We start from the raw sequence: 14,778 nt of genomic DNA, 5'->3' as shown, positions 1-14,778 counted from the left end.
CTATGCACCTCCTGCAAATTTATTAAGAGGGATTTGGTCCATTTCGATTAGTGTTTTTACATTATGAATTTCTTTGATCAATAAATAATTAAATTCATACTCAATGGCCAAATGTGCTGGTTTAATATCTTCTAGTGCGTTTTTTACGTCCTCTAAATTTGGTGGGATCCCATAAAGAGAAGTAAATTTAACAACAATACGGCCATTAAACGAAACAACTACATCCCCATTTGAATAGGCATCAGCAACAAGTTTAATCAAAATGTGATCAACCTTACCTGATCCCCTCAGTTTGGATTTAATAACAGATCTTCTTTCCCCTAAAGGTTTGTTAAGGTCTGTTTTTATCTTTAATTCCTTTTCATAAATGGCCAATCCCCAGGTTGCCGTATCGATTAACAGCTGCTTCTTTATATCCTCGATACTGGCATTAAAAATATCTATTTGCCGACTATCAGCTTTGAATATTTCTTGATAAATATTGCTTTTACGCATATCTAAAGAGAGATAATCAATCAATAGTTATCACTCCTAAGACTGGCACTTCTTCATCATTAATCAGGATATTAGATGTACCGCCATTTATTAATAGATTCGAATAATCCAAGATACCATCGGAAGATAGGATTAACGCCCCTATCTTTGCGTAGCTTAATTGGGGATCCACAAATGCAATTTCATTTAAATATTCATTAACCTTAGCTTCCACACTTATTTGCCTTTGTTGATCTGTAAATGCTGGATCTTTAACTGCAGAAAAAGAAATGTTTATTGCTAATCCAGCCGCACTAACTACTGTACAAAAAGCACCGATACCCGCCTCCCCATCTCCTAAACCTGTAATGCCTGGATCAATATGGTCTTGAACATCAGCAACTAGATCCTCACTTGCAGGGGATTTGTTTGAATCAATAATCACAACTTTTACTGTATTATCACCAGCCCAGAGAGGGAAAATCTTAGCTTCACCTACACCATTAACCTCTTTAGCCCAGTTCTTATAATGGGCCTTATTTCCGCTTGTTGGTGGGGTCTGAATACGCTCGTAATATCTCTTTAGTAACTCGGTATCGGACTCGGCTTCATAGCCATTTGTTACCGACTCTTTATTTGTCACTGATGTTAGACCTTGTAAGGTAATTGGGAAGGATTTAATACTGTTAGCCGGTGCATTACCAATTGTGCCAGCTACATCACACATGACTAATACATCAACTTCACCACTAGAAGTGATGACCTTAGATTCTTGAAAGCTATAATTAACAGTGTCAGAGGATACTTTATCACCTATATTAATAACTGCACCTTGTTGTCCATTTACAGTGACCAAAGAAGTTGCAAAAGTAGCCTTTTTACGAGTTGTTCCAGTACGCTCATTGACTCTTTTTTCTAATTCCTCACCTGTTAAATTATCGATACTTAATTTACTAACAACGACATCTAAATTCTTATATCCCTTGCTCATCTGGTCAGCCACAGGCTCGGTAGAATCATAAATAAATGACCCTAATGTTTTATCATAGTTATCTGAAACTGTTTTGAGCATTTCAGTGTGGATGGTTTCTTTTGTTTTATTTTCAAACATTATAGATCAGCTCCTGTTCAAACTCACTTCCACCTATAAGGTTTACTGTGAACTTTACAGTTAAGTTCGAATTATTCTTTTCAAGATCAAAGTTTGAAACACTATCAATTATTGGATGCCGTAAGAGACTTTCATTTATTTCTCGCTGCAATTCACTTTCCACAAAAGCAGGCGGTAAATTCTGCCCAATTAGATCCTCAAGGCTAGTTCCGTAATCTGTGCCTTCATAGACTTTGAATCTATATTTTTCAGTTCTTAAAGTTTTTTCAATCCATACCTTTAAAGCTTCGATTCCTTCAACCTTGACAGGATTTCCATTGACCAGGACGAAATCACCCTTTTTGAAGTCAAATAGAAAAGACGGCTTGATCTCTGGAAGCTCGTCTTGGTTATTTTCTATTGGAATGTTCTCAATGTTGACGATCTCCGGAAACACTAGAACCTCACCGCCTTGTCTATTAAATAATAGGTTTGTTCATCAGTAGATGGAATTAAAATAACCTCATCCCCTGTTTTCAAATAATCATTAAATTTTAGCTTTCCATCTATTTTTGTGATAGAGGATGCTGCAGTAGTCGTTGCCCCATCAATTGTGATTTCTCGTGCATATCCAGAAAGAACACTTGCAGCAATAACTAAATGGTCATTATCAAGAATGATCTTGTCTCCAAGTTGAACTTTTAAGCCAGGTGGTGGAGATATTACTTTACCTACTTGCGGGCCAAAATATGGTTTGTTTTCTCTATCTTTAAATAGTTGTGCAAGCTCAGTCATACTCATTTATATCACCCTCAATTGCAAGGACATTCTGTGTATTCCTTTATCTAATGTGTGATTCACAGACTTTATTAAGCACCTACCAGACATGCCTGTCTTAGGTTCGTTAATTTCAATTAATCTACCAGCTCTAACCTCATCATTTCCCAACATATCCAATGAATTTTCTTCTAAAACTTTTCCTAATTCCTTTAGAATATTATTGGCAATATTCTTTGCTTTTGATTTTTCATCATCGTTTACGCTATGAACCTCCTGCAACAGCCCATATTTAGATATCAAACCTTCATCCCTTACCGTGGTAACAACCTTATCATTATTTATAATTTTAATAGAGTTTTTCATTTCCTCGATGCTTCTTTTTCGTGATGGATTAGAAATACTCTCGTTCAAATCATATTCAATGCCAGCAAGAGTAAAAGTGCCCTTAACAATTAAAGCAGTTTGTTTTTCAATAAATAATTTACCTGATCTCATTTCAAATCGGTATTTTATGCCCAACGTATTCTCTGCTATTTCAAGAATTTCTTTAATAATTGCTGATATTTCACCGTTAAAGATTTTCTTGATAACGGCCGGAATCGAAACAACATTACCAATCGGCACATTAAACATGTTACATAATTGCTTAATGGCTACATCAGCCCGAACCTTATTGCATTGGAAAATTTCTTTTGATTTATTTAGATAAAAAGCAGGATCAAAGCAAGTGAACACTCTTTCAAACTGTCCGTTCCTTTGTTCCGTTACCATCGTTCCCCTAAAGATTTCATTCTTATTTTTTAATAGAATGGTATCTCCCGGCTCAATGCTGACCTGTGGAAAATATCGTGTGTCATTGTAAGCTGTATTAAAGGTTAATTGCTGACCTAACGTGTCAACGTCATCTGACCAAGAAATTGAGCCAACAATAGGAGTAATATCGATGGCTTGAGAAACGTTAATCCTCCACAATTCATGAGCCATTATATATTCCTCTTTCTTAGTGGTAATAATTTAAATTCACTTAGGGATAAGGTGTAATAGATATCAGTCGTACCGTCCTGTGAACCGAACTCAATGTTTTCAATTGCGCAAAGCATATTCACCATCGCAGCCTTTTTCCCTGTTATAACGAGCCGAATAGGTTCCTTGCTTGCCTTCCAATTTTCTATCATGTGGACATATCGCATACCTTTATAGCTCCGGTCCTTAGCAAAGGGATAACTCTCAAAGGGGAAGAATGAGGAAAAGCTAAGTCCTCTTAGACCCGGTGGACCTATTAGCTTTATATCACCTTGTGAGATTGTAGAATAAATCTCTGTTTGTCCCGGTGAACTAATCATTATTTCTTTAGGGATAATCGGGAGTTTAATAAGTTGTTTTCTATCCATCGTACTAAGAAAAATATCCACTTTTAACTCCCTCCTTACATATTGGACAATGCTAGTTTCAAAGCAGGCACCATTTCATTGACAATATCATTTGTGGACTTTCCTACCCCGTTAATATTTATCGTGATTGGGTTCCCTTTTGACTCATTCCTTGCCATCTGAACCGATTTGTCATGTGGGTATATCCTTGAACCATTTGGCAAGTCTACAATCTCTCCGCCTCGTTCATGAATAAGAGTAGGGCCTCCTGTGAAATAAGATGTTCCCATAGCGTTTTTTGGTAAATTTTCTTTTCCCCAATTTACTTTTCCGACCGCTTCAATCTCGACCCCTGGAATTTTATTGATTAAACTAATAACTCCGTTTACCTTGTCGATCATAAAATTAATTGCTGAACCCGCTGCACGTTGAACAGCTTGCCAAGCACTTGCAAATCCTTTTTCTATGCCTGACCATACCTTCTTCAACCATTCCCATAGTTGCCCTGCTTTTTCTATCACTGTATCCCAGTTTTTCCATAAGAGAATACCTGCTGTGACTACTACACCAATCGCAATAGCAACCCATCCAAGTGGTGATATTGCAAGTGTACCATTCAATAGGGCAGTCGCTACTTGCACCGCAGTTGTTACTGCCGTCCATGTGGTTTTTACAGCTGTAATAGCAACAATACCCATTTTAAGAGCTGCTACTGACGCTGCCACTCCGGCAATAACTGGACCAATCAATGACCAATTATTTTTAATAAAGTTGAACGTTCCGACAGCTGCATCTTTTACAAAGGTGATACTACCGGCTATTGTTGTTTTCAATAATTCAGCAAATGTGGCTATAAGGTCACTTGTCCGTTCAGAAAAGCCCATGTTCTGCCACAGATCAGATACCTCGCCTGTGTCATAATAAAGGGACATGATTGTTTCCTTAACAGTCCCGATTCCTCTAGCTACTGTCCTCAACACTTCACCAAAAGACGCTATATTGTCACTTACGTTTTTAGGTAGGCCTAAGTTTTGCCATAAGTCTGAGACTTCCCCGGTATCATAATAAAGGGACATAACACTTTCTTTGATTGTCCAGAAAACATCCTTTACTGTTTTACCGAACTTTACGGACTTTTCCAGAAATGAGGTAACAGGTTTAGGGTCAAAGTTCAAAACAGCTGTTGTCATACCTTGCAATACTTTCACGACAGGCTCCAATATGGCTTGACCCATGTTCGCTTTCAAATCCGCCCAACTTTGCTTTAAGTTCCCGATGACGTTCTCAAATCCGTCACCCTCACGGGAAGCTTGACCCATTGCACCGGATAATTTGTTTCCATCCTCGACCATTTTTAATAACGTTTCTTGTTTTTGTAACTCGGTTAAATCCTTATACTTCTTTCCAAATAAATCCGCAGCCGCTGCGTTCCTCGTCATTTCTGTTGCTGAAATACCTAATGCAGCATCGTTAGCAAAGTTACCCTTCAAGAATGACTGTAAGCTCTCGGTTACTTCTTCAATTGACTTATCATAAAACGCTGCTCCATCAGCTGCCGCAAGTGTTGCCCGTTCTGCGATAGATAACGCTTTTTCTCCATCAGCTCCGGCTGTCTTAGCAAATGCAGCCATACTGATAAAACTGCCTTTTAATCTTGAAGGTAATACTTGTGTTTCCTCAGCCACTCGGTTCAGTGCATTTTCAGCATTTGATTGTATACCAGTGAACACTTGCTCGAACTGTGCTTCAGTTGCTTTTGCTGCCGCTGCTAGTTCAATCATGTCTGTCGTAAGGTCTTTGACCGCGCTAAACCCCATGTAAGCAGCAGCTAAACCTACCACGCTTTTTGCGACATTGGTAAAACTGGAAGTTGCTGATCTTCCGAACCGTCCAATAGTGTTACCCGCATATCTGATTCTTTGCTCTAATTCCCTAGTATTGGAAGCAGCTTGACTTGCTGTTGATGAGAAGTTCCCATCCCTTAACGTCAATACTGCCGATATGACCCTATCTGCCAATCAATCTCACCGCCTTAATAAAAAAGAAGAAAAAGCTAGGTGGTTCCCCACTTTGCCTTTTCTTCCTCAAAATGCACTTCCATACTAGCTTGCATAAACATTTTTTCTGTTGCTGGCAAGTTCAATAGGTATTCTAGTCTTTCTCCTTTTTGAAGGTAGTGATGAAGTAAATAAAAGTCTTCATCACTCTTGATTAGTTTTTTAAATCATCCACCGGAGTAACTTTACTATTGTAGCCAGCAAGGTTCATGGCTTCCTTTGCAATTCCTGTGATTGTCCCAACATCGAAAATCTTTGAAACAATGTCCACTGGTTCTTTACATTCGTAAATTTTTTGTAGCTCTGGATCCTTTAAATTTGGTTCCACTACGATGTTATATACTAAAAAGTCATCAGGGTTTCCCTCATAGCTGTTGTCATTTGACAAATCAATGCTATCCAATACCAGCGACCTTTCAGGTGCTTCAATGGTGATTGTTCCACCTAATTGGTCAATGTATAGTTCCCTAGTTTTCTTTTTAGATTTTGTTAATTTCTCTTTTTGTTCAATTAAATCGGTGATCGTAAGTTTTTTCTTAGACATCCAATAAATCCTCCCTTTATGCAAGAATAAGATCAATTGGGTCAAAGTCCGCAAAGTTAAACGGCAGCTCTTCTGTCCCAAGTGACTTTTGTTCAAATTTCATGAGCATAAATTCATTAAAGGTGATTTCGCTGATGGTTACACGCTCTTGACCAAATGCATCAGGATCCGCTAATTTACCAACAATGCTGATGTCAGGCATTTGTCCCGTTTTAACGGCCACTGCCATTAATGATGCCCCGCGGCTATAAACCTTTTTAACAGACATTGTGCCTTCGCCAGCCCAACCTGTCATTTTCTTGTGGGTTGCCAAATCTTCCGCCATATTTACATCTTCATAGTTGATAGTAACTTTAGCCTCAAAGCTTTGAACGTCCATCCATTTTTCTCCGTTTACCCACACAGCACCAAATGTTCCATTAATCTGTTTATTACTTTTTACCTTTGTCATTCTTTATCCCTCCTTAAATAGCAATCTGGAAGTCTAGGTCTTCCATAGCATCGATAATTTTGATGTTTCCAGCTGCAAACACCTTTGATTTAAATGACATATTTTTTACTTTTTGATCATCCCAATCAGTTGTCTCTGTTCCAATACTCTCCCAGGCTAAACGCTGTGCTTCAACGTTTACAGTCGCTCTGTTTTCAAAGGAAGGATCCAGAATATCGTCACCCGCAAGAGTCTTGAAATAAGCATTGACAGAGGTAAAGAAAAGGACTTGATTGTCGTACGTATTCGGTACTTTACCAACATACTGATTGTTAAAAGTATCCCGGATATCATCAAGAACCATGTCCATAACTTCAAGGATTTTGATTTTCTTAAAGTCCTCTGTCTTTTCAATCGTTGTGGACGTTAAGCTGTTTACTCCACGACCGATTTTGAACTTGTCACCGTCATTGACTAGGATTAATTCCCCAGCATCAATGGCAGCATTCGGGTCAGCTGCTTCTGTTATGGCTTCAACTTCTGGAAGCACATAATATGTCGCAGAACGAGTGAAAGGAAGTCCAGCAAGGATTCCAGCAATGCGAGCTGTATATTCAGAAGCTGAATATGTTTTCCCAGCTACAACGATATTTTCAGTCGTGAAATTAATAACACCCTCATGATCTGCTTCGATGTTTGGAAGAACTGCTTTGAAAGTTTTCTTGTCATTATCACGCTTGGATTTAATCCAAGAAACAATGTCAGACACTTCAAGAGCTGCAATTCCTGGGATAGCAAGGTAATTCCACTTCTTACTGTTCAATCTTGCTAATGCTTCAGTATAATTCAGTGCATCAGCATCAAGTCGTTCCACAATAACTTTTGATGGTGTGCCGTCTAATGTCTTTTTAATGTAATCCACATTGTCAGCACTCCAATCAGCTTCAACTAAATCACTGATGTCTCTATATTCTTTTGAATCAAAGGTTCCTTTATCGTCTTTAAGGATTAAAGCAACGATTCCCAAAGCGGAACGGGATATAGCACTTACAGCCTTACCTTTAAATTCAATATTAATTTCCGGTAATCCCATTTCATTCACCTCTCACAATTTCTAGTTCTTGCATTTTTTCAGCTTCTTCAACTTCTTTACCGTCAAAGAACTCAATATCAAAGGAAAACTCCAATACTCCGTCAGTAACAACGCTCTGGACTTCGTTAATATTAATTAATCGGTCCAAGACAGGTAACTTTAGATCAAAGACGGTTTCTAGTTTCTCGGTGATATCCAGTATTTCGAGAGCGTATTCATAACGGTCAGAAGGGAAATAATTAATTCGAATAGTCAAGGACCTTTCGATTTGGTCGAGGTTGGAGGACTTGTTTTGGTTATCAAAAGACACAAAAAAAGAAGGTCTATGAAAACCTTCAATCACGTCAGTGCTCTGAATTTCAATTTCAAATTCATCATCCAGCTTCTTGACAATAGCCGTTTTTATATCCCTGTAAGTAATCACAACCTTCCACTCCTTAACAAATCATCAAGCCAATCAGACAGCATTTCGGTTGCTGTTCCGCTGTCATCAAATTCCCTCATGGCTTTTTCTAAAGGCTTTTTACCCTGAACAAATCCAACTTCTCTACCGTCTTTTGTCACCATCCTGTGACCGTGTTCAAGTAAGTGGGCATGCGGGCTGGCGTTGTAAACACGGACAACAAATTCCCCACCATGGCCTTTAAAAACCTTTCCACGTTTCCACTTCTTGTGATAACCGCCCGTTTTCTTCTTGACCAATTGACGCGCTTTTTTAGCGACTTGTGTCCGCGCCTTACTGCCAATTTTACGCATAATTTTTGGAGATTCTCTTGGAAGTTTTTTTTGTGCAACATCCAATAAATCACGCTGGAATTCGCTTAAACCGTTCAATTGCATCACTCAATCACTTCCTCGCAGAAGATTTCAAGGGTTTCATTCTTAAAATAAGGATTGAGAATGTACTTAATGTCGAATCTTTTTCCAATAAACATGATGTACATGTCTTGGGTAATATCTTTATCAGACTCATAACGGACAATCACTTTATGCGTAACATTAGACAAAATAGTTTCAACCTGTTGTTTTTGTAATCTACCTGTTTGAGGGATGATAGCTGCCCAAGTGGATTTGATTTTTTGGTATTTATAAGTTGTTTCATTTAATTCATTTTTTGTTTTTACTTTTCCATATAGATCTATCCAATGTCTTAATTGCCCAGTGTTCAATTTAGGAACGTACTTAAACGGTTGCATCTGGCTCACCGTCCACAATTATACTTTCGAGTGCTTTGTTGAGATTTAGATTATTGATCTGCGTTAAAAAATTAGTATGGAAGTATTCTAATGCATCGTTATAAACATATCTTGAGCGCTCGAAAACTAATTCTTTAAAATCTTCATCGGTATTTATGTCATAATCCCCGCAAATCCTTTTTAAGTCTTTTAAAGACGCAGAAAGGATGCGTCTCAGGTTATCATCTTCATGACCTCCTAAGTGCATCCTTTCCTTGAATTCATTTAAAACAATGTCCGTGATGCTCATTCACATCACTCCTTGGTTTCTTTGCTAGCTTTAGCTTCTTCAAGTTTTTCTCTTAGCTTTTCAAGGCCTGTGTTAGGATGAAAAGAGACACCAATAGATTCCAATTCAGCCTTGATTTCCTCTTTCTCCTTTTCTTCTAAGTCAGTCTTATCGTCGCTTGCAGCTTCAATGAAAACTCGTTTGTATTTTGGATGGACGGAAGACAGTTGCTCAATCCGCGCTCCTATGGGTTTGGAGTCTCCCTTCGGATAATCCTCCCCTACTTCGTAGACTTGCCCATCATTATCTCTAAATCGACTGATTACCTTATACATCAATTCAATATCCTCCTAACTTTATGGTGCTGGCGTGAAATCCAATGTATAAATAGCAGCTACTTTGTTATCACGAGGCTTACCGAATGCAAATGTTTTCGCAACGTGTAAGTTGCAATCTTCAATCGCTAAGGTTTGGTCGTATTCCTTCACTTCAACACCACCACCACGATAAGCATCGTAACGGTCTGAAACGAATGCAATAACCTCTCCTGCTGTAGCAAATAAAGAAGTGATGATTTTAAAATCAAATGGAACGTTTGTGATATAAGCACCTTGCGCGTTACGAGTAGTGAACTTTTTACGTAATTTCCAAGAGTCTGTAGGATTGATGATTAACGCTACTTTGCCATCTACATTTAATGGTTTACCATCTTGTTTCACAGATAACAGTTCACCAATTCCGGCAAATTCATCGATAATTGTTTCATCGTTAGCTAAAGTTAATGTGCCTGTTACAGCTTTTTTGGCATGACCATTTGTTGGGTCCACCGCCGCTTGTAAATCACGAATTAAACCGATTGGTTGATGCTTAATAGGACCAGCACCATTAATTACGGCAGATTCTAAAGCTACTGCATATGTTTCTGTGATTTGAGCTTGTACATACGCCTTCACCCATGTTGGGCCAAATTTAGCAAGGTCTTTCGGCAATACAACAAATGCTGTTAATTTAGATTGTGCGATGTTTTCTTGCTTGAACGCTGCATCTAGCTGACCCTTGATATCCCCAAAGATTGGACCCCATACAGCTGCACCCTCATACTCTGATGTGATTGTTGTTAATGTAATTGTACCTAGGTTTTGGAAGTTGATAACTGATAATAAAGGATGTTCAGATTTTAAGTCCTCGTAAATTTTTTCTGTTACTGTTTCAGGTAATACTAAATCATCTGTGAAACCGTCAGATTGCACTACTGCATTGAAGAATTTATTTTCTTCAGACGTCATAACGTCCACGCCACGATTTGTTAAAACCACTTGGTCTACTGTGTTAGCAGCAACTTGATTTGTAATTTGTGTTGTTAAGGAATTTACTAACGCATCTTGCATTTCAGTCCAAGCTTTTTCGATTTGTTCAGGTGTTGATTCTTCATTTTTAACAACTGCAGCATAATTTAATTTTGCATCCTCATAAGACTTAGTGTGATTGTTTAATTTAATAACCATTTAATTTCATCCTCCTAATTTTAGGTATTAAAAAATGAACCCTCTACGCTTACTAGGTTCATTTTTGAAAGTAATATTTTGTTTGAATCTTTCAGTTACTTGATTGACGATATAATCCAATTGATCATTTGAGATACCGGAGTTCATTTTCATCATTTGTCGAGCTTTATCTACTACACTCTGTGGAAGAATCCCTGAATTTACTGATGCGACAAATTGAGTTTTCTCGTCAAACAATATCCTATCTGCGAAATTATACTCAACTGCTTGTTGAGCATTTAACCAGGTTTCATCATTCATCATTTGAAGAATGTCTTCTTCAGTCTTACCAGTTTTCAAAGTGTAGGCTGTAGCAATCGCTTTGTTATAGTTTTCTAAAACCTGCGCTTCTTTAACATGTGATCGATAATCACCTTCGCTTAATCCAGAAACATTATGGATCATGAACTGAGCTGTAGGAGCAATTAAAGTTTTACCCCCGTTATTACTTGCCATTGCAATTATGGATGCTGCGCTTGCCGCTAAAGAATAAGTTTTAGTAGTTACTTCACCTTGATACCCTTTAAGACGTGCATAGATTTCATTCCCTGCATCAACATGTCCGCCACCCGAGTTAATAATAACTTCAACAGGAGAATTATCTTTTGGAAGTTGATTAATAACATCATTTGGAGAAGTACATTCATAGCCAAACCACTCATAGACTTCTTTGTAATCATTCAAGACGATTACACCTTTAACTTCGATTGTCTTCACTAGCTTTCACCTCCTTCCATAGAATCTGCAGATTGATAGTTTTTCGTGATTACATATTCATCTAGTGCTGGATTATCCACTCGTTCATCCCCTAACTTCTCACGGATTTCATTACCGTTATAAACCCCGCTTGCTCGCAATTTATCAACTGCGTTAGCAACTTCAAGTGGATTCAATTCTGCGATGCCCCGTATTTGAATTTTATCGCCTTTTAAATAGTCTTCTTTTTCAATCAACTTTGCATTAAGCTCATCACTAATCTTTTTATTTAATGGATTAATACAAAATTTCAAATAAGCTTTAATACTAGTCTCATAATCCGAAAGTTCACCATGTATCAAAGCGTTAGGAATACCCAAAATATCTGCCACATCATCTATTAAAGATTTTTTAAGTTTAATGATTTCATCGATGGATTTTCCATTTACATCACCTTTAGAAACCTCGGTATAATCAAAGCCTTTTAATTTGGGGACAATTGCAACTAGATTATTCTTAAATGAGTTGAACAATTTATCGATAAAATTTTGTAATTTTTTTTGATTTTTTTCATCAAGAGGTTGGGTGGAATCAATATCAACTGTTCCCCGAATCTGATTAGCCCTCTTGCTTGTTTCAATCATCCTACTAAACAAATCGCCAAAGTCCTCAAACATACCTTCCATAAACTTTGATAGTTTTTCATTGTTGTAGGTAAGATAAAGAACTTCATCCATCTTGAATGAGCGTTTAAAGGTATGCTCCTTAACGGTAACATCCTTGAATATATCCGGATAAACGGCATATTCCACACGAGTGAAACTATCAGCAATCAATAGATCGTTATTATCCGTTAGGATAACTAAAACCTCATTTTCGTTTATCAACTCATAAACAAACTTCTGCCAAAAATCTGATGCTGACTGATCTGTGTTTGGCCTAACATTCATTAAATAATGCCAATCATCAAGTTGCCGCTTTCCATTTTTCATAAATCTAAAATCAGACTGGCTAATTGTTCGACCAATGAAATTGATACATGTTTCTAAAGCCATCTTTTTTAAATAGGCTCGATGCGGAACATTTTCGGAAAATAAATCAAGATCAAACATAGATTCAAGTTCCTTATTGCGTCTTAAAACCGTGTCCAAAAATCCCATTTTACATTTTCACCCCCTCCCTAGAAATTAAGTGCATCTAGTATATCTAAAGCATCTGAAGCATCGTAATTATCTAAATCTCTTGATGCCCATACACCATATAAAAACATCATAAAACCATCCGTTTTGCGTTTGACTGGCTCTTTTTTGCGATATAACTTATTGCCCTTATTATCAATAACAACCAATACATTATTTGTGTACCAGCGCATTACTGGATTATCTCCGAAAATTACATTATGGTTGTCGAATGCTAATTCGATTTTTGGTGATAACAATGCACTAGCTGCATCTGGATTACGTATTACTTCAACCTCAAAACCTTCCGCTTCAAATAAAGGTCTTAAAATTTCCATTCGGAAATTATCCCCAACAATCTTAATGATGTTCCAACCTTCGTCCCGTTTATCAACAAACCATTTAACAATTAAGTGAGGATCCATCGTGTCCTTGTGGAGGACTGTTAAAAATCCATCTTCTTCCCATTTCTTAATAGGAGCAAATTTACGATGGTCTTTTTTATTGTTTCCTTCTGCTTTATTGCCGCTATACGCATAATGCTTATCAGCAAATGGTTTACACACAAATGATTGCGTTAATTCCACTGGTAAGATAAATTTATCGCTTTCCACAAACAACAACCCATTTGCCACAAAGTCGCGAATAGAAGCATAGTCAACACAACCAATACATTCACGTTGTTTTAATTGCACTAAATCATATTCCTGATTTGTTGCTTCGATTTTCTCCCAGGATGTTACTGACTTTTCTAAATCAACTTTCGGCAAATTCATTCTCTTCGTAATGAAGTTTTCGTAACCTGATGAATCGTTTTGAAGTTTGCGATATTGTTTCAAAACTTTTTTGTACAGCGTCTTTGCATAAGCAGATAATGGTGGATGGAACATTGGATTAGCTTTTTGCCACATGTTCATATCGTGCATTTCTTCTTCATCATCGATGCAACACATGAACGGGAATAACGAATCTTCTTTAACCGATACTTCACGTTTTAAAATACTTAATGCACGTTCTTTTAAACGATCGATAAACCCATCACGCACGAAACCATCTGTTCCAATAAAAAATTCTCGGCTGTCTTTGACTTTACCAAGACCTCCCGAGAATACATCGACTACATCATTATTTTCATATTCATGCACTTCATCATAAACCACACAACCATCACGCAAACCATCTTTTGTGCTGGCATTAGACGTATGAAACTGAAAGATTGATTTCGTATCAACTGATTCAATGACAGCCTTTTGATGTTTGAAATATGCTTTCAGATCATCATTCATATCAATGGTATTAAAAACTTCTGTGAATGATGTTTTCGCTTGTTTTTCACTGTTGGCCACAATTGAAACATTATAAAAATCAATGCCATGAAGCTCGCTAATCAAATAATTAACAAGTGCTGAAATAAAACCATTCTTACCAGCACCACGAGCCATGTATATAAGAAACTCATCAAACACTAAGTCATCTGAATCCTTATAACGCAAAAAAATGAAGCAGGTTAAAAACTTTTGGAATGGCTCTAAGGGGAAATACCATTTGTTAGCAAACTGAATGAAGTTTTCAATCTGTTCACTATCAAAATATATATCCTCCATCGTCAGGATGTCTTGTTCTAACCATTCGATGAGCATTATTCGCTCTTTATTTAAAATGATTTCGCCTTCTCGCCACTGACAAATATATTCTTCGATGTACGGATAACTAATCAAATTAAACTACCACGCTTCGGTTTGTCTTCCACAGTTGATGCTGCAGGGGTAGGGGCTGCCTTCAATTTAAATTTAATCGATTTTTCCAATGCGATTTTTTGAGCGTTGATTTTCATTTTTTCATTCATACTGGGATGACTCTTAATAAATTTTTGTGAGCCATTTTCGATTACAATACTTACTCCGTCACGATCAATTACTTTATCGCATTGTGCATCTAATTCATGCAGCCTAATTAAATCGTTTACTTTTTTTACTTCCAGCAAATCTTCAGTATCAATACGTGCTAATAATTGATTTCTTAATTCATCAAAATTTACTTTTTCCATTATACCCCTCC

Annotated in this window: 20 protein-coding genes; all 20 read right to left on the bottom strand. The window is 37.3% G+C overall.

Annotated features, from left to right (window positions below; translation table 11 throughout):
• The gene (locus V7164_RS05265; protein ID WP_335353549.1) at positions 1 to 519 is read right to left on the bottom strand and encodes a putative phage tail protein; all 519 of its coding nucleotides are present in this window, start codon (positions 517 to 519) and stop codon (positions 1 to 3) included.
• Positions 512 to 1,585 carry a baseplate J/gp47 family protein gene (locus V7164_RS05260; RefSeq protein ID WP_335353548.1) on the bottom strand — a complete coding sequence of 358 codons (1,074 nt, stop codon included), beginning with the start codon at positions 1,583 to 1,585 and terminating at the stop codon, positions 512 to 514. The genes V7164_RS05265 and V7164_RS05260 overlap by 8 nt, the downstream gene beginning before the upstream one ends.
• Positions 1,578 to 2,021 (bottom strand): DUF2634 domain-containing protein, encoded by a 444-nt coding sequence (locus tag V7164_RS05255; RefSeq protein WP_335353547.1) that lies wholly within the window; start codon positions 2,019 to 2,021, stop codon positions 1,578 to 1,580. Before V7164_RS05255 ends, V7164_RS05260 begins: the two co-directional genes overlap by 8 nt.
• Entirely contained in the window at positions 2,021 to 2,365 is a 345-nt protein-coding gene (locus V7164_RS05250) for a DUF2577 domain-containing protein (RefSeq protein WP_335353546.1), read from the bottom strand. The genes V7164_RS05255 and V7164_RS05250 overlap by 1 nt, the downstream gene beginning before the upstream one ends.
• Positions 2,366 to 3,328 carry an XkdQ/YqbQ family protein gene (locus V7164_RS05245; RefSeq protein ID WP_335353545.1) on the bottom strand — a complete coding sequence of 321 codons (963 nt, stop codon included), beginning with the start codon at positions 3,326 to 3,328 and terminating at the stop codon, positions 2,366 to 2,368. It lies immediately after the preceding gene.
• On the bottom strand, positions 3,328 to 3,756 hold the full coding sequence (locus V7164_RS05240) for a hypothetical protein (RefSeq protein ID WP_335353544.1): 429 nt from the start codon (positions 3,754 to 3,756) through the stop codon (positions 3,328 to 3,330). Before V7164_RS05240 ends, V7164_RS05245 begins: the two co-directional genes overlap by 1 nt.
• A 14-nt stretch (positions 3,757 to 3,770) precedes the next feature.
• Entirely contained in the window at positions 3,771 to 5,732 is a 1,962-nt protein-coding gene (locus V7164_RS05235; protein ID WP_335353543.1) for a hypothetical protein, read from the bottom strand.
• A 193-nt stretch (positions 5,733 to 5,925) separates the two neighbouring features.
• Positions 5,926 to 6,315, bottom strand: a complete 390-nt coding sequence (locus tag V7164_RS05230) for a phage tail assembly chaperone (RefSeq protein ID WP_335353542.1) — start codon at positions 6,313 to 6,315, stop codon at positions 5,926 to 5,928.
• Positions 6,316 to 6,331: 16 nt separating this feature from the next.
• Positions 6,332 to 6,766: a phage tail tube protein gene (locus V7164_RS05225; protein WP_335353541.1), complete on the bottom strand. Its 435-nt coding sequence runs from the start codon at positions 6,764 to 6,766 to the stop codon at positions 6,332 to 6,334.
• A gap of 13 nt (positions 6,767 to 6,779) precedes the next feature.
• A complete protein-coding gene (locus V7164_RS05220) occupies positions 6,780 to 7,838 on the bottom strand; it encodes a phage tail sheath C-terminal domain-containing protein (RefSeq protein ID WP_335353540.1) in 1,059 nt (352 codons plus the stop codon).
• 1 nt (position 7,839) lies between these two features.
• Positions 7,840 to 8,262, bottom strand: coding sequence for a phage tail terminator family protein (locus V7164_RS05215; RefSeq protein ID WP_335353539.1), 423 nt, complete (start codon positions 8,260 to 8,262; stop codon positions 7,840 to 7,842).
• The gene (locus tag V7164_RS05210) at positions 8,259 to 8,678 is read right to left on the bottom strand and encodes an HK97 gp10 family phage protein (protein WP_335353565.1); all 420 of its coding nucleotides are present in this window, start codon (positions 8,676 to 8,678) and stop codon (positions 8,259 to 8,261) included. The genes V7164_RS05215 and V7164_RS05210 overlap by 4 nt, the downstream gene beginning before the upstream one ends.
• Positions 8,678 to 9,034 (bottom strand): phage head closure protein, encoded by a 357-nt coding sequence (locus V7164_RS05205; RefSeq protein WP_335353538.1) that lies wholly within the window; start codon positions 9,032 to 9,034, stop codon positions 8,678 to 8,680. The genes V7164_RS05210 and V7164_RS05205 overlap by 1 nt, the downstream gene beginning before the upstream one ends.
• On the bottom strand, positions 9,021 to 9,323 hold the full coding sequence (locus tag V7164_RS05200; RefSeq protein ID WP_335353537.1) for a hypothetical protein: 303 nt from the start codon (positions 9,321 to 9,323) through the stop codon (positions 9,021 to 9,023). The genes V7164_RS05205 and V7164_RS05200 overlap by 14 nt, the downstream gene beginning before the upstream one ends.
• 5 nt (positions 9,324 to 9,328) lie before the next feature.
• Positions 9,329 to 9,640, bottom strand: coding sequence for a hypothetical protein (locus V7164_RS05195; protein WP_335353536.1), 312 nt, complete (start codon positions 9,638 to 9,640; stop codon positions 9,329 to 9,331).
• A gap of 18 nt (positions 9,641 to 9,658) precedes the next feature.
• Positions 9,659 to 10,807 (bottom strand): phage major capsid protein, encoded by a 1,149-nt coding sequence (locus V7164_RS05190; protein ID WP_335353535.1) that lies wholly within the window; start codon positions 10,805 to 10,807, stop codon positions 9,659 to 9,661.
• A gap of 27 nt (positions 10,808 to 10,834) precedes the next feature.
• Entirely contained in the window at positions 10,835 to 11,563 is a 729-nt protein-coding gene (locus V7164_RS05185) for a head maturation protease, ClpP-related (RefSeq protein WP_335353534.1), read from the bottom strand.
• On the bottom strand, positions 11,563 to 12,702 hold the full coding sequence (locus V7164_RS05180) for a phage portal protein (protein WP_335353533.1): 1,140 nt from the start codon (positions 12,700 to 12,702) through the stop codon (positions 11,563 to 11,565). The genes V7164_RS05185 and V7164_RS05180 overlap by 1 nt, the downstream gene beginning before the upstream one ends.
• 20 nt (positions 12,703 to 12,722) lie before the next feature.
• Positions 12,723 to 14,438 (bottom strand): terminase large subunit domain-containing protein, encoded by a 1,716-nt coding sequence (locus V7164_RS05175; protein ID WP_335353532.1) that lies wholly within the window; start codon positions 14,436 to 14,438, stop codon positions 12,723 to 12,725.
• Positions 14,435 to 14,778 (bottom strand): hypothetical protein (locus tag V7164_RS05170; RefSeq protein WP_335353531.1); only part of this gene is annotated, 344 nt, incomplete at its 5' end. The genes V7164_RS05170 and V7164_RS05175, both read right to left, overlap by 4 nt.

Origin of the sequence: Bacillus sp. JJ1474 (genome assembly GCF_036965225.1) — a bacterium.
Classification (GTDB): Bacteria; Bacillota; Bacilli; order Bacillales; family Cytobacillaceae; genus Cytobacillus.
The sequence above is the reverse complement of the archived record's forward strand: the minus strand, read 5'-3'. Positions and strand labels throughout refer to the sequence as shown.